This window comes from Psychrobacter sp. CoH-33_TS_01, assembly GCF_058189395.1.
This window is the reverse complement of the sequence record NZ_JBVGQI010000013.1, coordinates 15235-37312: the sequence shown is the minus strand read 5'-3', so window position 1 is coordinate 37312 and position 22078 is coordinate 15235. Positions and strand designations below refer to the sequence as shown.

Annotated in this window: 20 protein-coding genes; 9 read left to right on the top strand and 11 right to left on the bottom strand. The window is 44.9% G+C overall.

Annotated elements, in window-relative coordinates:
- Positions 1-28: 28 nt before the first annotated feature.
- Entirely contained in the window at positions 29-1135 is a 1107-nt protein-coding gene (locus tag ACZ2XM_RS14795) for a siderophore-interacting protein (protein ID WP_490589728.1), read from the bottom strand.
- Positions 1136-1452: 317 nt separating this feature from the next.
- On the opposite strand from ACZ2XM_RS14795, the gene ACZ2XM_RS14790 reads away from it, so the two are divergent.
- Positions 1453-2064, top strand: coding sequence for a YceI family protein (locus ACZ2XM_RS14790; protein ID WP_490589727.1), 612 nt, complete (start codon positions 1453-1455; stop codon positions 2062-2064).
- Positions 2065-2184: 120 nt separating this feature from the next.
- On the opposite strand, the gene ACZ2XM_RS14785 is transcribed toward ACZ2XM_RS14790, so the two are convergent.
- The 6 genes from ACZ2XM_RS14785 to ACZ2XM_RS14760 form a co-directional block, all read right to left on the bottom strand.
- A complete protein-coding gene (locus ACZ2XM_RS14785) occupies positions 2185-2526 on the bottom strand; it encodes a DUF3817 domain-containing protein (RefSeq protein ID WP_490589726.1) in 342 nt (113 codons plus the stop codon).
- A gap of 100 nt (positions 2527-2626) precedes the next feature.
- A complete protein-coding gene (locus ACZ2XM_RS14780) occupies positions 2627-4483 on the bottom strand; it encodes an Ltp family lipoprotein (protein ID WP_490589725.1) in 1857 nt (618 codons plus the stop codon).
- A 315-nt stretch (positions 4484-4798) separates the two neighbouring features.
- Positions 4799-6304, bottom strand: coding sequence for a tripartite tricarboxylate transporter permease (locus ACZ2XM_RS14775; protein WP_490589724.1), 1506 nt, complete (start codon positions 6302-6304; stop codon positions 4799-4801).
- Between the two features lie 5 nt (positions 6305-6309).
- The gene (locus ACZ2XM_RS14770; protein WP_490589723.1) at positions 6310-6765 is read right to left on the bottom strand and encodes a tripartite tricarboxylate transporter TctB family protein; all 456 of its coding nucleotides are present in this window, start codon (positions 6763-6765) and stop codon (positions 6310-6312) included.
- A gap of 175 nt (positions 6766-6940) precedes the next feature.
- Positions 6941-7951: a Bug family tripartite tricarboxylate transporter substrate binding protein gene (locus ACZ2XM_RS14765; protein ID WP_490589722.1), complete on the bottom strand. Its 1011-nt coding sequence runs from the start codon at positions 7949-7951 to the stop codon at positions 6941-6943.
- Between the two features lie 365 nt (positions 7952-8316).
- The gene (locus tag ACZ2XM_RS14760; protein WP_490589721.1) at positions 8317-9606 is read right to left on the bottom strand and encodes an SLC13 family permease; all 1290 of its coding nucleotides are present in this window, start codon (positions 9604-9606) and stop codon (positions 8317-8319) included.
- Positions 9607-9837: 231 nt separating this feature from the next.
- Here ACZ2XM_RS14760 and ACZ2XM_RS14755 point away from each other — a divergent pair, with 231 nt between their 5' ends.
- On the top strand, positions 9838-10563 hold the full coding sequence (locus ACZ2XM_RS14755) for a GntR family transcriptional regulator (protein ID WP_490589720.1): 726 nt from the start codon (positions 9838-9840) through the stop codon (positions 10561-10563).
- A 22-nt stretch (positions 10564-10585) separates the two neighbouring features.
- Here the strand turns inward: ACZ2XM_RS14755 and ACZ2XM_RS14750 are convergent, their stop codons facing one another.
- Positions 10586-11512, bottom strand: coding sequence for a glutaminase (locus tag ACZ2XM_RS14750; protein ID WP_490589719.1), 927 nt, complete (start codon positions 11510-11512; stop codon positions 10586-10588).
- Positions 11513-11793: 281 nt separating this feature from the next.
- On the opposite strand from ACZ2XM_RS14750, the gene ACZ2XM_RS14745 reads away from it, so the two are divergent.
- The 7 genes from ACZ2XM_RS14745 (at position 11794) to ACZ2XM_RS14715 (ending at position 19050) form a co-directional block, all read left to right on the top strand.
- Positions 11794-12816, top strand: a complete 1023-nt coding sequence (locus ACZ2XM_RS14745; RefSeq protein WP_490589718.1) for a DUF1852 domain-containing protein — start codon at positions 11794-11796, stop codon at positions 12814-12816.
- A 150-nt stretch (positions 12817-12966) separates the two neighbouring features.
- Complete coding sequence (locus ACZ2XM_RS14740) at positions 12967-14013, top strand: methionine synthase (protein WP_490589717.1); 1047 nt, start codon at positions 12967-12969, stop codon at positions 14011-14013.
- Positions 14014-14117: 104 nt separating this feature from the next.
- Positions 14118-14609, top strand: coding sequence for a flavin reductase (locus ACZ2XM_RS14735; protein WP_490589741.1), 492 nt, complete (start codon positions 14118-14120; stop codon positions 14607-14609).
- 196 nt (positions 14610-14805) lie between these two features.
- A complete protein-coding gene (locus ACZ2XM_RS14730) occupies positions 14806-15630 on the top strand; it encodes a sulfite exporter TauE/SafE family protein (RefSeq protein WP_490589716.1) in 825 nt (274 codons plus the stop codon).
- A 337-nt stretch (positions 15631-15967) separates the two neighbouring features.
- Positions 15968-17005 carry a FecCD family ABC transporter permease gene (locus ACZ2XM_RS14725; protein WP_490589715.1) on the top strand — a complete coding sequence of 346 codons (1038 nt, stop codon included), beginning with the start codon at positions 15968-15970 and terminating at the stop codon, positions 17003-17005.
- Positions 17002-18243: an ABC transporter substrate-binding protein gene (locus ACZ2XM_RS14720; protein ID WP_490589714.1), complete on the top strand. Its 1242-nt coding sequence runs from the start codon at positions 17002-17004 to the stop codon at positions 18241-18243. Before ACZ2XM_RS14725 ends, ACZ2XM_RS14720 begins: the two co-directional genes overlap by 4 nt.
- A 30-nt stretch (positions 18244-18273) precedes the next feature.
- Positions 18274-19050, top strand: a complete 777-nt coding sequence (locus tag ACZ2XM_RS14715; RefSeq protein WP_490589713.1) for an ABC transporter ATP-binding protein — start codon at positions 18274-18276, stop codon at positions 19048-19050.
- A 79-nt stretch (positions 19051-19129) separates the two neighbouring features.
- Here ACZ2XM_RS14715 and ACZ2XM_RS14710 read toward each other — a convergent pair whose 3' ends face one another.
- The 3 genes from ACZ2XM_RS14710 to ACZ2XM_RS14700 all read right to left on the bottom strand — a co-directional run bounded on the left by ACZ2XM_RS14710 (position 19130) and on the right by ACZ2XM_RS14700 (position 21890).
- Positions 19130-20011: a DMT family transporter gene (locus ACZ2XM_RS14710; RefSeq protein ID WP_490589712.1), complete on the bottom strand. Its 882-nt coding sequence runs from the start codon at positions 20009-20011 to the stop codon at positions 19130-19132.
- Positions 20012-20108: 97 nt separating this feature from the next.
- Positions 20109-20867, bottom strand: coding sequence for a tRNA pseudouridine(65) synthase TruC (gene truC / locus ACZ2XM_RS14705; RefSeq protein WP_490589711.1), 759 nt, complete (start codon positions 20865-20867; stop codon positions 20109-20111).
- Between the two features lie 135 nt (positions 20868-21002).
- A complete protein-coding gene (locus ACZ2XM_RS14700; protein WP_490589710.1) occupies positions 21003-21890 on the bottom strand; it encodes a LysR substrate-binding domain-containing protein in 888 nt (295 codons plus the stop codon).
- Between the last annotated feature and the right edge of the window lie 188 nt (positions 21891-22078).

Sequence of the window (22078 nt, the reverse complement as noted above, 5' to 3'; positions counted from 1 at the left end):
TTATAAATCAGACGCTATTAAGCTAGGGTTACTGGAGGCGCCAATAAACTTTGACCGCCAGTTCTTGCCGAGACAGCGCCAACTGATCTTTTAAGAGTTTGCGCAGTGCCTTGGCATCATTGGCTTCAAGCGCCCCCCAAACCTTATCGATACGCCTAGTGGCCAGCTGTTCATGGCTATTTAAGAGGTCACTGATATGGGCGGGCAAATCTAAGGTTGGCAAGTTGGTAATGGGGATAATCAGGGCACGGTCGCTAACATTAGGGTTGCACAGGGTCGGGTGCCATTCGAGATTGCGCAGATAGTCGGCATCCTTGGGGTCATTAGTAATGGCTAGGATAATAGGCGCGACGGGGTTTTGCCAAGTCTCTAGCAAGCGCGCTATCGTGGGTAGGGAGGTCTCATCGGCGATAAGGAGACACTGCCCTGAGCCTAGATGGTCTATTTTTTCTGGAAATTCGCGCAAGCTTTTGAGGCTAGCGCCAGGCTGTAAGCTCTTGGCCCAATTACCGCCTGGGGTATCACCATGGATATAGACATCAATCCACCCGGTAACGTCAGTTTGCCCCGCTTGTTGCCAAGCACGGCGTAGCGTGTAGTAGCAATGCTGCCGCGCAGCCGAGTCTGCCGCCTGCTCAGAATCGGCTGGCCCAGATAAATCAGATACATCGGATAAATCAGATAGATCAAATAAATAAGCATAGCCGGGATGGGTTAGTGGGGTATCTGCCGGTGCTGTCACCTCCAAACGTAGCATATTGGGGGTGACCAGATAGCTTTGCTGCAGGGTAAACGTCTGCTCTTGCAGTTTGATGGTTTTTTTACCGAGTTTTTTGGCGGCTTTTTGCAGCAATAGCACGTATTGATGATTGAGCTCTTCAGGGGCGCTAATTGCAGCAGCAAAAGGCACAAAATGATGCGAAGGCTCGGCCACATCAGGCTGCTCAACAGTTATATCGATACCATTGGCATAGATTTCCTGCAGCTTGACTGGGGTCGACGCATTGATGGATAAGGCGGTGAAAGCATCGGCAAACATGGCCAACTCATCAAGATGGTCTTCGTTGATATGACTGATGAATAAGGGTTTATCAGGGTGTGATAGCGGGACTCTAGTAGCAGTGAGAGCAGTCATGAGAACGGAATTTCCTAATGGATAATCAGGTCACTAATTTAACCTAAATGATTATTATTATCAAATATGATAACTGCTAAAAGAGTGCTATTAGGGGTAGGTGTTAGGTTCTCTTACGAGAGTCCTACAGGTAGCCTCGATGCGGTCATTGATAGGGGCTATTTTGTATATTTAATACTGCTTATTTAGGTGTTATTAGTCTATAACAACGGCCATTTATCATTAAATACTGCTTAACTTATGATGATAAGAGTATAGTTATGCTAAATATACATGGCTGCAGCGGCAACCCATCATCGTTAAAAAGGACTTTATCTATGTCATCTACTATAAGGAAGACCGTCCGGCTCGCTCAGCAGGCGCTAGGGCTACTATGCTTATTCCCTGGTTTGAGCAGCCTTAGCCATGCCGCTACTTATAATATTGATCCGGCGCATGCCAACGTACGCTTCGCCATCGACCATTTTAAGACCTCTACCAATACTGGCGGATTCTATAATCTCACTGGACAAATGCAGTACGATGCTAGCGATAAAACCGGCCATATTGCTATCGATATTCCTATGCAGTCTTTAAATACGGGCAATAAAGATTTTGATGAGGTATTAAAAAGTCCGGACTTTTTTGATGCGCAGCGCTATCCAACCGCCAAGTTTGAGTCTACTGAGTGGCATTTTGCAGCAGGGACCGTCTATCCGCAAATTACTCGTATCGATGGCAACCTGAGCTTACATGGGCAAACTCACCCCGTACAACTGACGGCAACAAAATATAATTGTTACTTTAGCCTTATCCTCAAAAAATCCGTTTGTGGCGGTGACTTTACGACCACGATTGATCGTACCAAGTGGGGGATTAGCAAGTACGTCTTGCTAGGTATGAGCAAGGACGTCAAGTTAGATATCCAGATTGAGGCGGCCAAGCAGTAAGGCATTACACGAAGAAAATATGCTATTAATAATTGTATGCCCGTAGCCCAATTAAAAAGCCCGCAACTGCTATGAGTTACGGGCTTTTTTAATAGTAATTATTTCAGTTATCGACCTGATTTACTTTAACTTCTTTTTTAATTGATGGTCGAATATGAAGGGGCCAAATGGCAGGAATGACCCTATTACGCCGGCAGGTACAGCCCAAATAGGCAGTTTAATTTTGCCAGCTGTTCCTATAAGAATCAAAATATAGGCAATAAACAAAACCCCATGCGCCATACCCACATATTTTACCGCTTCTGGCATGCCCAGCATATATTTAAGCGGCATAGCGACGCCGAGCAATAATAAGAAAGACGTGCCTTCGAGATAGCCTGCGATAGTTAGGATTTTTAACGAAATGTGCTGTTCTTTGCTAAGGGGACTGGTAGTTTCGATATTTGGCTGAGCTTGTGGCACTGGGTTTTCCTTCTTAGGTATCTCTTATCAAAAAAATTCTAGTCATAGGTATTCTACTTAGTTTTCAGAAGTCTATGCTGAGTAATTTTTTTACTACCCTTTAAGTGCCAGCCTTTTCTGCTCCATAAGTCGCTTGACTTAATGTATATTCATCTCCTTCATGAAGTTGTTCAATCAAACCATTGCGCGAGTAGCCTGAATACTCAAGATATTCTTTCGCCGATTTAACAGCTTGCTCGTTCCAATCAACGTTTAAGCTATCTACTGCACTAGTTGCTTCAGCAATAGCATAGTCGTCTCCATCCTGAAGTTGCTCAATCAGTCCATTGCGCGAGTAGCCTGAATACTCAAGATATTCTTTCGCTGATTTAACAGCTTGCTCTTTCCAGTTAATGCCTAAGCTATCTACTGCAGCAGTGGCCTCGATAACAGTATAATCATCCCCATCTTGGAGTTGTTCAATGAGGCCTTTACGTGAATAACCTGAATATTCAATATAATCTTTCGCTGATTTAACAGCTTGCTCTTTCCAATCAATACATAAACTATCTACTACACTAGTAGCATCGATGATGGCATATTTATCTCCATCATGAAGCTGATCAATCAAGCCATCACGCGAATATCCTGAATATTCAAGATATTCTTTTGCTGATCTTACTGCATTAGTTTGTGCTCTGGTCAAGCCTTGAGGTTTTTCTGGTAGGGCTGACTCTTTTTTTTCTTGCATCTGTTCAGCAATTGGTTCTTCTAGTTCTATATCGATGGGAAAGTATGTCAGATAGACCTCTTCATCTTTAGGGAAGTCTTGCTGTACAATTTCATCATGCGAAAAGTTTGATGTCTCTATATATGCACTATCCGGGATAGGAGTATTATTTTTTGCATGGACTCTGTGCTGTGTTTGTTCGGACTTAATAGAGCTTCTTACTTCTTCCGTTTGCTTATTATCATCATTAGCAGGTTTGCTGGGCTTAAGGTCTACAGCTGCTTGGCTGTAAATAGGGCTCGGGGTATCCAGTACTTTTGACCCTTTAGAGCGATTGCATTTCCAGCATAATGTTTGCAAATTATCTTCAGAAGTAATACCTCCTTTTGAAAGAGGGATAATATGGTCAATTTCTAATAAAAGATTTTTCTCGTCTGCCGTCGAAAGACCACAGATTTTACAAGCAAAGCCATCTCTAACTTTTATCTTTTCTCTTAGCTTCGCAGTCATTAAAGCTCTTTGTCCTGCCACACTGTTTTTGAATTTTACTAGGTTGGCTAAGTAGTTTATAAATCTTTCTAATTGCTCTATATCTAATTTCAGATCGAACTTTGATGAACTATTCCCACCTGCAGAGACATATTGAAAAGTATAAACAGGAAAATATAAGTTAGATAAACTGATATTCCTAAAACCTAATTCTTCATTAACTCTATTTCTATAGTTTTTTAATATGTAGGAAGGAATGGAGTCACTGATACTTGATACGATAGCATCTCTTTCATTCGCTAATAAATACTTACCTTGTTCCACTGCAGAAAAATCATTTAATACCTCTTCAAACTGTTCCAATGTTTTTTCATCAGAATTTATGTTGAAGTATTTACATAGATACTTAAACGGTTGGTTGTTAGCACTTTTTACGATGGATGATGAGCATTGGTGTGTCCATCTGTTTTTTATTTCAGTCGCCCATTGTCCTCTTTTCATATTATAGTTACTGTTATCCGATAAGCGTCCTTCTCCATAATCGAAGGCTTCTACATGAGTATAGGATAGTTTTAGATGCTCTATGTGTTCGTTCAGCTCATTACATTCGCCGATATGTTGTCTCACCCGGTTCTTGATAGCGATAAAATTATTACTTCGGAAATATAAATTTATTATTCCTGGGTAAACAACATTGTGGATAAATACTGCTGTGAACATAACGAGAACTACAATGCCAATTACAGTGGTTGTAGACAAAATTTCTTCTCCGCATATTTTAGTCGAACAAATAAGGTGACTTATATTATTTTCGACGCTTACTATCTTAGATAATTATTCTCAAAGTAAGTTGGTGTAGTAAGTCGACCACTATAGAGTGTATTGTAGTTGAAATAGAACAATTTTCTAGTTATAAAAAATAGAAAATTAGTCACTTATATTCTAATTTCTATTTTTGAAAATTATTAGTAGATGTCTATGAGCATGTAAACTGCGGTAATATCTACATAAAAAAAGGCGGCTACACATCGCGTATAACCACCTTCATAAGTATTTGAAAAGTTGCTGTGTAGCTTACACCGCAGATTTCTTAAAGTTCTTGCGATAGACATTACGGATGATTGGCATAAAGACCATCAAGATAGCCAGTACCCATAGAGCAACAGTAATAGGGCTGCTCCATAAAATACCCAAATCACCTTGCGAGATAGACAACGCGCGTCTTAAGTTGGACTCCATCAGCTCACCCAATACATAGCCTAAAATGAGCGCTGATAAAGGGAAGTTTAACTTACGTAAGCAATAACCAAACACCCCTAGGGCTACCATGAACACCAAGTCAAAAGTCGTGCTATTGATGGAATAAACCCCAACAAAACTGACTGCAGCGATGGCTGGGATTAATACATAGCTAGGGACATTTAAGAGCTTGGCAAATAGACCTACTAAAGGAATGTTTAACACTAGCAAAATGACGTTACAGATAAACAAGGAGGCGATAAGACCCCAAACAATATCAGGCTGCTCAGTAAAAAGCTGCGGGCCTGGGGTGATGTTGTACAACGTTAAAGCGCCCATCATGACCGCAGTGGTACCAGAACCTGGCACACCTAGAGTCAGCATAGGGACAAATGAGCCACATGCTGAGGCATTGTTTGCCGCTTCAGGAGAAGCCACACCGCGCAGATCGCCTTCACCGAAAGTACCGCTATCGCCGGCAATTTTACGCTCACTGGCATAGGTCATAGCGCTGGCAATCGTCGCCCCAGCACCCGGTAGAATGCCTACTACAAAACCCATCAAGCCACTGCGTAACATAGCGCCCAAGCTAAACATAAACTCTTTAAAGTTTAACAGGCTGCGTTTGCCTTGCTCAATCACCTTATGACCGGTCGTGGTTCTTTCGAGCAAGATGAGAATCTCACTAACACTGAAGAAGCCGATGACGATGGTGGTAAATTGGATGCCGTCGGATAGATTCACTGAGTCGAAAGTAAAGCGATAAATACCAGTGACCGCATCCACACCAACTGTTGCCAGTCCTAAGCCTATCAGGGCAGCGATGCCAGTTTTCACCGGTTGATCGCCGACTAAGCCGCCCAAACAAGTGATGGCAAAGACCATCAACACAAAGTATTCAGCAGGTCCGAAAGACACCGCCCACTTGGCTAGAATAGGGGCAAATAGCACCACGCCAATAGTGGCAATGGTCGCGCCAATAAAAGAGCTGACCGCCGATAGCGATAGGGCGATACCCGCTTTGCCTTGCCTAGCTAGAGGATAGCCATCGAGCGTGGTCATAATAGCGCCAGCATCTCCTGGCACGTTGATAAGAATGGCAGAAATACGCCCGCCATACTCACAGCCCAGATAGACCGCGGCCAATAGAATGAGTGCACTCTCTGGCGGTAAACCCAGCGCATAAGCGAAGGGCAGTAAGATGGCAACCCCGTTAATCGGGCCAAGCCCAGGTAACATACCGACGATAGTACCTAGAAATGCCCCCACCAAAGCAATGATTAAGTTCTGCGGGGTCGTGGCCACGGCAAAGCCATGCATTAGAAAATCAAAAGTACCCATTTTGGCTATCCTATAATCCCTGATAACAGTCCAAGTGGTAATTTGACATCTAAAAGCATGTCAAACAGAATGTATAAAACAATGCTACTAATCACTGAGAAGATAATGCTTTTCAAAGGATTGCCGTTGAACAATAAGCCCACTGCAAACGACATTAAGGTCGTGGCAATAGGAAAGCCCAAGGTCTCAAAAAATATGCCATAAAGTAATAAAGCTATGATGCATAAGACCAAGTTTCTAACAATGGCCTTGTTCATACCTAAATCGATAGCTTTGGTGAATTTGGCCGGTCTGAAAGTTACCACTAATGTCATTAGGGCCAATAGAGAAAAAATTAAGATGGGGTAGGGACGAGGGCCAATTGGATCGTAGGCAATAGGGGCTACGTAGCCAATAGCCACATAGATTAAGCCAAAACTAACCAATGCCATAAGTCCGGAAAACGCACGTTCCATGGTCATAATAGTATTCCTAAAACCGGAGGATAAAAGGCTGGTAGGACATCTCCAGCCTTCAGTACCACATCAATACAGGGCTAACCACACTATCTTTAGCAGCTTTTAAGAGCCTTTAACTGCAATATTGTTAAATCTGCTATCGATAGTGGGTTATTGAAAATATTGAGTCTTACAAGGTTTATTTGGCTTCGATCAGATTATATTCTTCTGATAGCGTACGCAGCTCATCGGTGCGTTTGTAGACATACTGCTCAAGCTCTTCGCCGGTCATAGCAAAAGGAAGTAGCTCGCGTTGGGTACGAATCTCAGCAAATTTAGGATCAGCTAACATAGTGTCAAAGCTGGTTTTCCACCAGTTGTAAGCGGAGTCACTAACGTCTGGACCCATGTAGAAACCACGGATGACCGGCCAAGACACATCGTAGCCTTGTTCTTTGGCTGTAGGCAGGTCCGCCATATTGCCGTCTAGTCTTTCATCTGCAAATACAGCCAATACCCGTAATTTGCCCGCGGTAACTTGCGGCATCATCTCGGCTATTCCCGAGCTTACGACCGTAATATGGTTGCCCAATACCGCTGTAATGGCTTCTCCGCCACCTTCCATAGCCACGTAAGTCATGTTATTAGGATCTAAGTCCACCGCTTTTGCGAGCATAGCGGTCTGCAACCAATCTTGGCCACCCACACTACCGCCAGCGCCAAAGCTGACTGCTTTAGGATCTTTTTTCAGCGCAGCGACCAAATCTGCCAAAGTTTTAATTGGAGAGTCGGCATTGACCGCGACAGCGCCATAGTCGGTACCCACGCCTGCTAACCAGCGCACATCTTTTTCAGTGAATTTACCAAATTTACCTTGGGATAAATTTAGGAGGGAGCCGGTAGAGAAAGCAACAACCGCATCGTTGTTAGCGCGATCATTGGCCACGATTTTGTTATAAGCCACAGCACCAACGCCGCCCGGCATATAGGTTACCCGCATTGGGCTTTTTAGCACGCCGGTCTCTTGGAGGCCCGACTGTATCAATTTACAGGTCAAATCAAAGCCGCCACCTGGTTTTGCAGGGGCAATACATTCAGGGCGTGAAGGTGCTTCATAACCCGACTCAGCGGCTGCTGTAGTTTCAGTTTTATTACAGGCGGTAAGGGCAATAACAGATAGGCCAAGAGCCAAATAGGATAGTTTTTTCACACGACGCTCCTTGTGTGTAGTGGTGGTCTACAAATCAATAGGGGGTTGACCGCAGTACTAGCGAGGTCACCAGTAACATTAAGACGAGCTAAGACGAACTTAACGGCATTGGCTCAATTTAGTAACGGTAGGTTTTTTATCACTGTGCAAAAGTAACAGAATAGTTTATAAATGACAAGAAACATATGTATGTATATATGAATTTTATCAAAATGTAGGTATTATGCTCGTGAGCTTAAACCGGTTTGGGATTGGGTTTTTAGGTCAATTTGATAGGCAGATGCCCAGTAATGCTGGGCTGCAGAGCAGAAGGGTAGTGGCAGAGTATTTAAATAATGCGGCTGTCAAAAATATAAACGTAACGCCTAAAATATAAACTGAATCAGTAGAATGGCGACTAGGCCCGTAACAATCCCTATGGGAACTGCTTTAAATAATAAAGACAGAAACAGTTTATCTTTGTCTATAACTTCTTGCGAGGCGCCTAACATCAGACTGCCTCCTGAAGAAAAAGGGGAGAGGGATGAGCTTTGGGCACCCAGCACGATACAGACAAACAGCAATACTGGACTGAGCCCTGAGGCAACGGCTAAGGGCGGCACCATAGGGAATAAAGCGGGCGCTACGACCCCAAGTGTACTGGCGAATATCGACATAATGGCGCTAATAACGAAGACTAAGAGGGGTATCATCCAGATAGGCACATTGGTGCTTAACCAGTCGGTCAACTGGTAAATAACCCCGACCTCTACGCCGAGGCCGATCAACATGCCGACGCCGCAGATCATAATCAGCGTGTTCCAAGGGATTAAGGCTATCACTGTTTTTTCGTCGCCGAGCTTGAGCAATAAGCTGATGACAGCGAAAAAAATGGCAATAAAACCAATATCAATCCTTGAGTTTAAAAACGCAATGGCGGAGCTCTGCGGCATCAGTAGGTGCAAAATAGGCACGATTAGCACGATAGCCATCATGAGAAAAATCAGCACGATAGACTGTTTTTGTTTGCGGTCTAAAGGCTCTGGCAAGGTCGCGTCAATCGCCACTTTGCTGTTTTTGGCATTAATAAAACTATAGCCGCCAAGCAGTACGGTGGGCACCAGAAAAGTCGCAGCAAAAATACCTAGCGCATAAGTAAAAGCATTATCATTGGCCACGCCGGCGCCGCGCATAAGCTCAGTGAAAATAACCCCGCTTTGTGAGGTTATAAAGTTGGCCCCAGCCAAAGCCCCGTAGTTCAAGGCCAAAGTAGCAATAATAATATTTAAACGGGTCTTTTTAGACAGCAGCAAAATCATAGGCGCCATAGTGGCTAACACGGTGTAGTAGCCGGCTCCTAAGCCGGCAATAATGGTGGCGACAAAAAAGATCACCAAAGGTAAAAAAGCGGGAAAGTGGCGACACTTATAGATTAGATGACTGCATAACTTCTCTAAAGCACCATTGGCTAAAGGAAAGTTATAAAACAGCGTCACGGCAAAAATGACAAAGAAAATTTTCAGCGGCCAGAGCTCAATAATTTCCGTCGCCTTCAGCTGCATACCAAAACAGCCGATTAGGTAGGAAAAAGCTATGGCAAATAGGCCAATGTTGATTTTAGTGGTATAGCCGAGCAGGATTGAAATCACTATAGCGGCTAGAACGTAGGCAGTCATATCTAATCCTTGACCTCAACGGCCTGAGTTTTTATAGTGCGTAGCATGATGACAATATTGACCAATAGTTGACTAAATGAGCCTGTATAGCCAAGGCATGGGCCTTTAAAACTGACCCCTAAAAAAGGTAACCCTTTAAAACAAATTAGGTATAGCACACTTCTTAGTAACCCGATAACCCTAAATGCAACCTAGCTGCCCCCATCAACCTTCTGCCACTGTGGTGAAAAAATGATAGAAAATTTTAAAAGCTTCAACCTGCCACGCTATGAGCAAGTGCGTTGGCATATTCAAACCTTGCTGACAGAGAACAAGTGGGATGAAAACACCCCGTTGCCTACCGAGCAGGAGTTTGCCGATAAGTATCAGGTGTCGGTCGGGACTGTGCGCAAAGCTGTGGAAAAACTGGTAGATGAAGGCGTGCTCATCAAGCAGCAGGGCCGCGGGACTTTTTTAAAACGCCCCAATTTCGAAAGTTCTTTATTAAGGTTTTTTAAGTTCCGCGACAAAGACGCTTCGTACGTTACTCCGACAGGTCTAATCAAAAAGGTTATGGTCATAAAAGGCGATGAAGCCATTAATAAAAAGCTCAATATCAGCAAAAATAAAGCCCTAATTTATATAGAAAGGGTGCGTATGGTTGAGGACAAGGTGCTGCTAAGCGAAAGAATTTGGTTGCCAAAAAGCCGTTACCAAGCCTTTGCTAAGCTGGCCCCTGAAGACTTCGAAAATCTGCTGTACCCTTTTTATTACACCAAGTGTGGCCAGTTTGTCTCCTCGGCAGTAGAGACCTTATTTTTTATCAAAGACCACATCGACCCTTATTTAGACAATGAAAAAACAGAAAATTTAGTCAAAGTCTGTCGTATCGCCAAAAATCTAGAAGGTGAACCTATCGAGTATAGAGAGTCCTATGGTATGGCGGAAAAATTCAGTTATGAGATTAATATTATTTAGGCTTGCCTATACCCCCTTTGCTCTAGGTTGAAAAAACAGACCAACCTGTTTTTTCGACCAGCCGCTGCAAGGCTTTTAAGCCTAGTTTGGAGTTGCCTACATGGTCAAGCCCGGGTGACCATACCGCAATGGCGCCTTTACCTGGGGCTATCGTCAAAATACCACCGCCCACACCACTTTTACCCGGCAGACCGACCAGATAGGCAAACTCGCCGGAGCCATCATAGTGACCACACATCATCATGAGCGAGTTAATCCGCCGCGCGCGCTCGGCATTAATGACCCTGACGCCCGTGTGCTCATTCATCCCATTCGACACTAAGAACAGTCCGGCACGGGCCAATTGCTGGCAAGTCATCGCAATCGAACATTGATGAAAATAAGTGCCAAGTACTTTGTCTACATCGTGTTCTAGCCGACCAAAAGCTTTCATAAAATGGGCTAACGCTGCGTTGCGGTCTTTGTGTGCCATCTCAGAGGCGGCCACCTTATGATCAAAACGGATGGACTCATCGTCGGCAATAAAGTGCACAAAGCGTAGGATTTCTCCCAGTATCTCTTTCGGCTCATGTCCCATCATGATGGCATCTACCACCGCAATCGCCCCGGCATTAATAAAGGGGTTGCGCGGCCGTCCCGACTCACTCTCAAGAATCATAATGGAGTTAAAAGGATCGCCGGAGGGCTCACGACCCACGTGCGTCCACAGGGCATCGCCTAATTTGCCTAGCGCAATGGTCAGGGTAAATACTTTCGAGATACTTTGTATGGAAAACAGGGTATTGGCATCGCCTGCAGTGTAGACCTGCCCATCAGGAGTGGCGACCGCGATACCAAACTGGTTGGGATCGACATGGGCCAGTTGTGGAATGTAGTCTGCTACCTCGCCACGGTCAGTCTCAGCGGCCATCTCGGCGGCAATATCATCAAGAATTCTTTGCATGTTCATGGCTTAACCGTATTTTTATTGCGTTTTTGCAAGGGAGTAATTTTAGCGGAATAAAAGATTATGCGGAGGAAAAATTGTAGTTTTCTCCGCCGTTATCGCCTGTCCCGTCTTCTGCAAAGCTAAGCTTTAAGTCTAAGTGCTTAACACACCAACATGAATAAAATTCATCTTAAAATTAAATAGTATCGTTTTTATTCATGTAAGAGATTGGGTATGATTCCTCCCATACAGAAATTTAGCTTTATCTCAGTTAATGAGTTTGAATTAGGGTAGGAATCGCCATGAGTACAGCATTTAAATATTCAATTAAAAAAATTCGTTTTGACGAAAATTATGAGCCTGCAGACAGCACGCGTCTGACCACTAACTTCGCAAACTTAGCTCGTGGCGAGCAGCGCCAGGAGAACTTGCGCAAAACCTTACGCATGATAAACAATCGTTTTAACACGTTAGCGCATTGGGACAATCCGAATGCAGACCGTTATTCTGTGGAAGTGGATATTATTTCTGCGAATTTAGATATTGAAGGCAATGGCGATACTTTTCCGGTCATTGAGACGCTGCAAACCACCATAGTGGATCATAAAGAAAATAAGCGTATTGAAGGCATGATTGGTAACAGCTTCTCTTCTTACGTGCGCGATTATGATTTCAGCGTCGTGCTATTGGACCATTTTGCTAAAAATCCTGGCACGCCGCCCCCTGCAGACTTCGGTGACTTACATGGCAAGCTGTTCCAATCTTTACTAAATTCAGAAGCTTACCAAGCCGAATTTAGTAAGCAACCAGTAATTTGCCTGAGTGTTTCTACCAGTAAAACCTATGAGCGTACGACCAATCAGCATCCTATATTAGGGGTGGAGTATAAGCAGGATGAGTATTCACTAACGGATGATTATTTTCATAAAATGGGCTTAACCGTGCGTTATTTTATGCCTGCGGGTAGCGTGGCACCTTTAGCGTTTTATTTCGCTGGTGACTTGCTGAGTGATTACACTGATCTTGAATTGATTAGCGCTATCAGTACCATGGAGACTTTCCAAAAGATTTATCGCCCTGAAATTTACAATGCCAATTCTACAGCCGCGCAGGTATATCAGCCTAGCTTGAAGTATCAAGATTATTCGCTAACGCAAATCGTCTATGACCGTGAAGAGCGCAGTCAGATGGCGGTCAAGCAAGGCAAGTTTACGGAAGAAGCATTTATCAAGCCTTATCAAGACATTCTTGAAGAGTGGGCAGCAAAATATAATGTTGCAGAAGCAGCAGATACCAATACGGCTGCTAACAAACACGCTGCTTAATGAGTGGCTGCTTAATGAGTGAATGACGTCATTCTTAATCTACGCCAACAGTTAACAGAGTTGGCAGAATTAAGAGTGGCGTTCTAGCTATTAGAAATCTAACTATTAGCAATCTAAAACCAAAATATTAAATATAAAAGATGAGATACCATGACCACTTTATCCCTAGAATCACTCTTATTACCAACCTCAACGGCGGGCAGTTTGCCAAAACCATCTTGGTTGGCTGAACCTGAAAAAATTTGGTCCCCTTGGGCACTAGAAGGCGAGCAATTGCTAGAAGCCAAACAAGATGCTTTAAGAGTCTCCTTACAAGAGCAACTGCATGCCGGCATCGATATCGTCAGCGATGGCGAGCAAACCCGTCAGCATTTCGTGACTACTTTTATTGAACATCTTGACGGGGTAGATTTTAAAAATCGTGAAACCGTTAAAATTCGCAATCGTTATGAAGCTAGCGTACCAACCGTAGTGGGTGCGGTAAGCCGTCAAAAGCCAGTCTTTTTAGACGATGCTAAGTTTTTACGTCAGCAAACCGATCAGCCTATCAAATGGGCGTTGCCTGGCCCAATGACCATGATTGATACTCTATATGACAGTCATTATAAAAGCCGTGAAAAGTTAGCTTGGGAATTTGCTAAAATCCTTAATGAAGAAGCTAAAGAATTAGAGGCCGCTGGGGTAGATATTATCCAATTCGATGAACCCGCTTTTAACGTATTCTTTGATGATGTGAATGATTGGGGTATTGCTACCTTAGAGCGCGCTATCGAAGGCTTGAAGTGTGAAACGGCTGTGCATATTTGCTATGGCTATGGCATTAAAGCCAATAATGATTGGAAAAAGACCTTGGGTTCGGAATGGCGCCAATACGAGCAAGCATTCCCGAAACTGCAGCAGTCTAAAATCGATATTGTGTCGCTAGAGTGCCAAAACTCGCATGTGCCTATGGAACTCATTGAGCTAATCCGCGGTAAAAAAGTCATGATTGGTGCTATTGATGTGGCTACTAATACTATCGAGACTCCGGAAGAAGTCGCCGATACGCTACGCAAAGCCCTACAATTTGTCGATGCGGATAAGCTCTATCCTTCGACCAACTGTGGTATGGCGCCATTGTCACGCCAAGTGGCCCGCGGTAAGCTGGCAGCTTTAAGTGCCGGTGCGGCAATCGTACGTAATGAGCTAACAGCTTAATTAACTGACGAAACTTACGCAAATTTTGGCTCTGGACTAATTAATCACCACAATCAATACGCACAATCAATTAACTTATCGAGCGCAGATTTAGGATTTGAATGATGATTGAAGCAAGCGACTTTAGAGATGCCATGGCTTCGTTAACGACGGCAGTCAATGTGATCACCACGCAAGGAGTATCAGGTAGCCATGGGTTTACCGCATCTGCGGTATGCAGTGTCACTGATACTCCGCCTACGCTGTTGGTCTGTATGAATCAGACTTCGCGCTCGCATGAGCATTTTATTGAAAATAAAGTTTTGAGCGTCAATGTATTGAGCGCGCATCATGAGCCCATATCCAATACCTTTGCCTCTAAATTATGCTCAGAAGAGCGCTTTAAACAGGGCGCTTGGACCCGATTGGTCACAGGTTCGCCTATTTTAGAAGATGCTTTGGTGAGTTTTGATTGTGAGATTGAGGAGATTCAGCGCGTGGGCACACACAGTGTGTTTATCTGCCGAGTCGTCGCCATTCAGCAAAGCGAGCATGAGGAAAGCTTGGTGTATTTCAAACGTGGCTACCATCAAATTGGGCAAGTCGAATTAGCGTAAGTTAGCTTTTTAAACTTCTTAATTAGGTTCTGTCCAGCAGTCCCTAATAATCCTCTAACTAAAGCTATTTTCAACTTAGATTGCGGCTTTTAGCCCCACTTTTAGTAGGTAGAATATTAAATGGCTAGGCTAAAGCACCAGCCTACTACCATGCTAATAAGTTGAGAGTAGCTTTTCACTACGAAGAAAATATCCTGTGGAATTAATCATCTTTTTAATCATAGGCGCGCTAGCAGGATTTGCTGCGGGGCTTTTTGGCGTGGGCGGTGGTACTATCATCGTGCCGCTATTATTTATCGTCTTTACCCAAATGGGTTACAGCGCTGACACCATTATGCATTTGGCGCTAGGCACTTCATTGGCAACCATTATCGTCACCTCTATCAGCTCCTTGATGGCTCATAATAAAAATGGCGCTGTCATGTGGCCAGTATTCAAAAATTTAGCGCCTGGTATGGCTCTTGGCTGCTTTTTTGGCGCAGGAATTGCCGGTTGGCTCTCTGGCGTGCATTTACAAATTATCGTAGGTCTATTTTTGCTGTGGGTCGCACAAAAGATGTTTAAAGGCGGCAAAAAGCAGGCCGCTGCTAGTTCCGACAGTGCCAATACAGTACTACCTTCAAAGCCTAACCAATTAATGGCAGGGGCGGGCATAGGTATTGCATCGGCCATTTTTGGCATTGGCGGTGGCAGCATAACGGTGCCTTATCTCACACGCTATGGGGTAGTGATGCAAAAAGCGGTGGGCACGTCAGCAGCGTGTGGCCTGCCTATTGCGATTGCTGGTGCTTTAGGGTTTATGATTTTTGGGATACAGCAGGAAGTTGATGTGCCCAATACCATTGGGTTTGTGCATATTTATGCCTTTTTAGGTATTGGCAGTATGAGCTTTTTCACGGCTAAGCTCGGTGCAAAAGTCGCTCATATGCTATCGCCTGAGCTATTAAAGAAGTGCTTTGCAGTGTTGTTATTCGTTGTGGCTTGTTTCTTCCTTTATAAAGGGCTGCTGGCCATTTCATAGATAGCGGCACTACTAAATGACCGCTAGTATTTTAGCGTATAGAAAAACCCCCGTTATGGTTTGACCGTAGCGGGGGTTTTTCTATTTATGTAGGTAATCTTAGTTATTCGATAGTCGACTTTAAGTGCTCTAATTAATGAAATAAAAGGTTTAACTTTTAACCTAAGAACCTATAGTAAATTAAGTAATTAGACAGCGTTAATTATCAATCTAAGGTTAACTAGATAACTTAGTATTTAATTGTGAATATTTCTCATTACCATTATAATACTCAGTTCAAATTTCTAGCGAACGTAATAGGGTTGCTCAAAATTGCTCTAACCCTTTGGATTATAAAATGCCCCAAGCAATGAGCGAACGCATCATTCGTGAACAACGAAAAATCGAGAACAAGCGCCGCATGGTGTTGTTAGCGTTTGCGGTAGCGTGCGTAATGGGGCTGGTTTTGGACGTAATGACCGGCCCTTCGATGTTACCCATAAATGATGTGATTGCGGCATTGTTACGGCTAACCGGTGTGGAAAACACCACCCATACCATCGTTTATGATCTGCGCCTGCCTATTGCTCTGATGGCGTTAGTGGTCGGTGCCGCGCTTGGGGCAGGCGGTGCTGAAATGCAGACCTTATTAAACAACCCCATGGCGAGCCCTTATACCTTGGGGTTGGCAGCAGCAGCAGGGTTTGGCGCCTCATTAGTGATTGCCTTTGGCGGTTTTGGTTTGCCGATACAATATGCGGTACCGATCGGGGCATTTGTCATGACCATGCTGGCCTCCGCAGTGTTGTTTTTATTCGCTTCTCTAAAGCAATTTGCCGCCGCTACTTTGATACTGGTGGGCATTGCCCTGCTGTTTATTTTTCAATCGCTGTTATCGCTAGTGCAATTTATTGCCTCGCCTGAGGTCTCTCAGCAAGTACTATTTTGGTTGTTTGGTAACCTTAACAAGGCCACGTGGACCAATCTGGCGGTGGTGGCGGTGGTCAGTACGGTGTGCATTACCTTATTGATGCGAGATGGCTGGCAATTAACCGCTTTACGTCTGGGCGAAGATAGAGCCGCTGCCCTTGGCGTGAACTTAACAAGATTGCGTATTAGAACCCTGATTTTGGTCGCTATGATGACGGCAACGGCGATTAGTTTCGTTGGGGTCATCGGCTTTATCGGCTTGGTGGCCCCGCATGTTGCCCGCTTATTGGTGGGAGAGGACCAACGCTATTTTTTACCCGCCACCATGCTCGCTGGCGCGGCTTTTTTATCCTTTTCATCAGTATTATCGAAAGTCATTATCCCAGGGGCCTTGTTTCCTGTGGGCATTGTGACCTCATTTGTGGGCGTGCCTTTTCTATTTTGGATTATTTGGAGTAAGCGGTGAAACTAGTTATACGTGCCACATTGGCGACAGCAGTATTAATGACAGCGATGAATGCACAAGCTGAAATCAAGACCATTCATGATGTATTAGGCCGTGACGTTAAAGTCGATGTGCCGGCCAAGCGCGTGGTATTAGGGTTTTATTATCCGGATTATATTGCGGCAACCGGAGCCGATAATTTTGGGCACGTGGTGGGTATTTCTCGGGAGTTTTGGGAAAGCTTTAACCCAGGCAGCTGGCAGTTATACAGCGAAAAACTGCCTAATTTACAAGGTATTGGCGATATCGGCAATATCGATAGGGGTACGTTTTCGCTGGAAAAAACCTTGGCAATGAAACCGGATGTGGTGATATTGGCCAAGTGGCAATACGATACGCTAAAAGCCGAAATGCCGCGCTTTGAGGCATCAAATATCCCGGTGGTAGTGGTCGATTATAACGACCAAAGTGTCACTAATCATACCAACAGCACCAAAATATTTGGGCAAATTGCTGGTACAGAACCACGGGCTAACCAAGCCGCGCAAGAATACGCTGATGGGATCGCTGATATCCAAAAACGGGTGCAGGCCACGGGGTCAGCCAAGCCAAAAATCTATATTGAATTTGGCGATAAAGGGCCAAAAGAGCACAGCTTTACGTTTGGCAAAAATATGTGGGGGGCGATTGCTGATACCGTCGGCGGTGATAATATCAGCAAACCGTTTGTCGAAAATTGGAGACCTATTAACCCCGAGCAGCTGTTGGTGAGTCAGCCTGACGTTATCATCATCTCAGGCACCGAAGTGGGCATGAAACAGACCGATGCTATGGCCATGGGTATTGATATCAGTGCCGAGGAAGCCCAACGTCGCCTCAAAGGCTTTACCACGCGTAACGGCTGGGCCGAGCTACCGGCGGTAAAAAATAACCGGGTGTATGGTATTTATCATACGGCATCTCGCTCACTGTCTGATTTGGCCTCGGCTCAGTTTATGGCAAAAGCCCTGTATCCCCAAGCCTTTACCGATATCGACCCTGAAAAAACCTACATGGACTTTCATGAAAAATACTTACCGGTTAAGCCCAACGGTACGTTTTTTATCCAGCTAGGCTGCGGCGACAGTGTGTGTAAAGATGACGCAGCAACGACCGCCACAGCGCCCGACTCAGCAGCAGCCACGCCCACCCCGCCAGCAGCTGAAAAGTTGTCATGGTGGGATAAGCTAACCCAGTGGCTAGGCAGCCTGTTTGCTTAATTTTGCCATTAACTTTATAAAGATATAATAATGCTTGAACTTGACCATCTCACTATACAGCGGGGCTCGCTCACCGTAGCCCACGCTATCAACGCCCAGTTCCATCCTGGCAAAATATACACGCTGCTTGGGGCAAATGGGGCGGGCAAATCAAGCTTATTAAAGGCTATTTTTGGTGAATTAGCGTTTTCAGGCAATATCCGCTATCAAGACAACGCCCAAAGTAAAGCCCATCTCATGACCTGGCGCAAGCCTATTGCCTATATGCCGCAAGATAGCCATACCGATGCCGAGCTTAATACGCTTGAGGTGGTGCTGCTGGGGCGTATGGACGCGTTGGGTCGGCATATTAGCGATGAGTTGATGCGCGAGGCCATTGACCTGATGGCACAACTAAATATTGCCGAATTGGCGCATCGCCCTATCCGTGCGCTCAGCGGCGGGCAACGTCAGCTGGTGATGTTTGCCCAAGCCTTGCTACGGCGTCCCAAAGTTTTACTGCTTGATGAGCCGGTGTCGGCGCTGGACATGGCCCATCAAATCAACTTATTACAAAAGGTCAGCCATTATACTAAAGAGCATCAACTGATTTGCTTGATGGTATTGCATGATTTGAGCCTTGCCGCGCAGTTTTCTGATGAATTATTGCTGTTAGCAGAGGGAGAAATCCAAGCACAAGGCACGCCGCAAGCCGTCTTGCAGCCGCAAATCCTACGACAAGTGTATCAAGTAGATATTGAGATTTTAACCAGTAGCCGCGGGCTGCCGGTGGTGCATCCTTACCGAAAAATGCAGTCACTAAGTTAGTTAGATGTTCAATCAGTTATTAAATGAGTGGTTAAATCCGTTATTGAGTGAGTGGTTAAGTCTGTTATTGCAGCAAGGGCTAAGACAGTTTCAAAGCTTTTTTCTGCTCAGGCACGCTACTAACGACCCCTGCCAAAATCACGGCTACAATGCCTAAAATCTCTATTAAGCCGATGCTTTCTCCCACAAAAACCACCCCATAAATGGCCGCAAATACCACGGTCAAATAAGACAACGCTGCCACCGTAAATTTCTGTCCCACATGATAAGCATGGGTCATGGCCAGCTGTGCCAATAACCCGGCGCCACCGATGCCAGCTATATAAGGCAAGCTGGCTAGAGTCAGCGGATGCCAGCCCACCCACGTTGCTACCACGGCCGAAACGGCCGCTGCCACCGCCGAAAAATAAAACACAATCCGCCAAGCCGGTTCGCCCATCAGCGACAAGGCACGCACTTGTAATAGCGCAAAAGCGGTAAAAATTCCGCCACTCAGCGTGATTAAGGTTTCAATTAACCGGTCTGACTCAAAGGCCGGCTTCAACATCAAACAAATACCGCCCAAGCCCATTAATAGAGCCAGCCATGTTTTTAATGAGGGGATTTCTTTGAGCCAAACGATGGATAAGATGGCAATGAAGACGACTGAAGTATAGTTAAGGGTCACAGAGGTGGCTAAAGGCAGCTGGCTTAACCCATAAAAAGCCAGTAATAGAGCGGTGGTGCCGGCGAGACTACGCTGCATGTGCCCCCAAAAAAAGGGGGTTTTAAGGGTTTGTCGACGCACCAACGTACCACAGAAAATCATCAATGCTGGCAAAATGGACCGCCAAAATGCTAACTCATAAGGGTGCATATCAAGCTGTGTGGCGGCTTCTTTTACCAAAATGCTCATCAAGGCAAATAAAAAGGCGGCCACAATCATCCATGCCGACCCTAAGGCATATTTTGTTTTTACCATAACCACTTATCAAATAATGAAAAAGCGCTATTTTAGCATTCTACCGCTCTGTAATAGGTATAACTCTTGCTGTCAATCACCCAAAACTTGATCCGGTTTAAACTTTAGCACTCTCCACCCAATCAAACTCCTCCAAGATACGCAGCCATTGCTCATCCAATCCCGCTTTTAGCAATAAAGGCTCACCGCTGACCGGATGGCGGAGCGCCAAAGTCTGCGCATGTAGCAGCATACGCGTACAGTTATATTGACTGCGAAAAAATCGATTATGGCGGCCGTCGCCGTGGCTGGTATCACCGACTATATGATGGAATAAATGTCTCATATGCCTACGCAGCTGATGCTTGCGTCCGGTCTCGGGGACTAAGCGCACTAGACTATAGCGGCTGGTATCATGCTTTTTTGATACCGCAAAGGGCAGCTCAATTTGTGCCAAACTCTGCCAATGGGTCACTGCCTCCTGAGCGGGTTTGTCCAAGCTAGCTAACTTATCGGCGATGGCATCGGGCTTAAAGCTCAATGCATAATCAACGCTGCCTTGCTCGGGCATATAGCCGCGCACCACGGCCAAATATTGTTTGGTCACTTGGTGATCGGTAAAAGCCTCATTCAGGCTGCGCGCGACGCTTGGGCTCTTGGCAAATAACAACACGCCGGAAGTCGGCTTGTCCAATCGATGTACCGGAAAGACATGACACCCTACCGCATCTCGAGTGAGCTGCATCGCAAAGCGCGTTTCGCCTTTATCTAGCCAACTGCGATGCACCAAGAGACCCGCTTCTTTATTAATCGCCACCATAAACTCATCTTCATAGATGATTTCTATTGGGTTGCCGGTGTCGTTTTCGATATCCATGCTGTCAGTGCCCATCCTTTAGAGAGTAGTAGTTGAGCCATTAGTAGGCTAGAGCTTAGTGCTTTAGAGGGTACAATTATATAGCTACTGTCTTTGATATATAGTTTTTTACTCCGCTTTAAGTGTGACTTCTGCTTAAAGCGTCACTTCCGCCTTTAAAAATTCGATGAATGAGCTAACCCGTTCTGATAACTTTCTATTTTTGTAATAAACCAGATTAATGGGCTGCTGCATTTTGAGCGTACTAGGCACCAATAGCGGAATCAAATCTCCTTTTTGGATATCTTGATAAGTCATAAAGTCGGACAAACACACTATACCGGTCCCGCATAAGGCCATCCGTCTTAGGGTCTCACCGCTATCCGCTTTTATATTGATATGAATGTGCAATAAATTATTGGCCGCATCATAAATAGGCCAATCATTTAATTTCTCCAATGAATTAAACCCTAATAATTGATGATGCGCCAAGTCCTGCACACTTTTGGGCGTACCGTGTTTTTGCAAATAAGCAGGGCTGGCTAAAATACGAATCTGGCTTAAGCCAAGCGGGGTAGCGCTCAGTGAAGAGTCTTTTAATTCACCGATACGTACGGCCACATCGGTGCGGGCTTCTAATAAGTCCACTAAGCTCTCATTACTCACCAGCTCGATATCGATTTGTGGATAAGCCTTGCTGTATTTATCGATCAATGGCGCAATCACATGCAACATAAAAGGCGTGGCGGCATCGATTCGCAACTTACCCGATGGCACCTGTTTATTTTTGACCATCATATCTCCCGCATCCTCTAAATCACTGAGAATACTGCGCACACGGGTAAGGTATTTTTCCCCTTCTTGGGTCAGCTCCAAGCGTCTGGTTGTGCGCCTAAATAGTGCGGTATTGAGCTTCTTCTCTAGCCTGGATAACGCTCTGCTGACGGCTGAAACCGTGACCCCCAACTGTTCAGCGGCCTGACTGATGCTGCCTGCATCGACAATACTAACAAAGGTATCAAGCTCATTAATCGTAACTTTCATTATTGATCCTTATGCAAGAGTATTTTGATTTTTAGTGCCTTCTTATCAATTATAGCCGTCTATATAATGACCGCTAATCCAATCCAATGAAAACTTTCATACCTAGCATAGAGCAACCTGCTATCGAGTTGAGCAATTTATGACAATTGACCAGCTTGATAGCAATAGTCGGCAAGTCACTGCTGATG

Coding starts and splice junctions, on each gene's coding strand:
- ACZ2XM_RS14760 (WP_490589721.1), bottom strand. CDS start 9,606: ATGACTGCCTACGTTCTAGCCGCTATAGTGATTTCAATCCTGCTCGGC.
- ACZ2XM_RS14750 (WP_490589719.1), bottom strand. CDS start 11,512: ATGAACATGCAAAGAATTCTTGATGATATTGCCGCCGAGATGGCCGCT.
- ACZ2XM_RS14755 (WP_490589720.1), top strand. CDS start 9,838: ATGATAGAAAATTTTAAAAGCTTCAACCTGCCACGCTATGAGCAAGTG.
- ACZ2XM_RS14735 (WP_490589741.1), top strand. CDS start 14,118: ATGATTGAAGCAAGCGACTTTAGAGATGCCATGGCTTCGTTAACGACG.
- ACZ2XM_RS14715 (WP_490589713.1), top strand. CDS start 18,274: ATGCTTGAACTTGACCATCTCACTATACAGCGGGGCTCGCTCACCGTA.
- ACZ2XM_RS14770 (WP_490589723.1), bottom strand. CDS start 6,765: ATGACCATGGAACGTGCGTTTTCCGGACTTATGGCATTGGTTAGTTTT.
- ACZ2XM_RS14795 (WP_490589728.1), bottom strand. CDS start 1,135: ATGACTGCTCTCACTGCTACTAGAGTCCCGCTATCACACCCTGATAAA.
- ACZ2XM_RS14725 (WP_490589715.1), top strand. CDS start 15,968: ATGCCCCAAGCAATGAGCGAACGCATCATTCGTGAACAACGAAAAATC.
- ACZ2XM_RS14710 (WP_490589712.1), bottom strand. CDS start 20,011: ATGGTAAAAACAAAATATGCCTTAGGGTCGGCATGGATGATTGTGGCC.
- ACZ2XM_RS14700 (WP_490589710.1), bottom strand. CDS start 21,890: ATGAAAGTTACGATTAATGAGCTTGATACCTTTGTTAGTATTGTCGAT.
- truC (WP_490589711.1), bottom strand. CDS start 20,867: ATGGATATCGAAAACGACACCGGCAACCCAATAGAAATCATCTATGAA.
- ACZ2XM_RS14745 (WP_490589718.1), top strand. CDS start 11,794: ATGAGTACAGCATTTAAATATTCAATTAAAAAAATTCGTTTTGACGAA.
- ACZ2XM_RS14740 (WP_490589717.1), top strand. CDS start 12,967: ATGACCACTTTATCCCTAGAATCACTCTTATTACCAACCTCAACGGCG.
- ACZ2XM_RS14790 (WP_490589727.1), top strand. CDS start 1,453: ATGTCATCTACTATAAGGAAGACCGTCCGGCTCGCTCAGCAGGCGCTA.
- ACZ2XM_RS14775 (WP_490589724.1), bottom strand. CDS start 6,304: ATGGGTACTTTTGATTTTCTAATGCATGGCTTTGCCGTGGCCACGACC.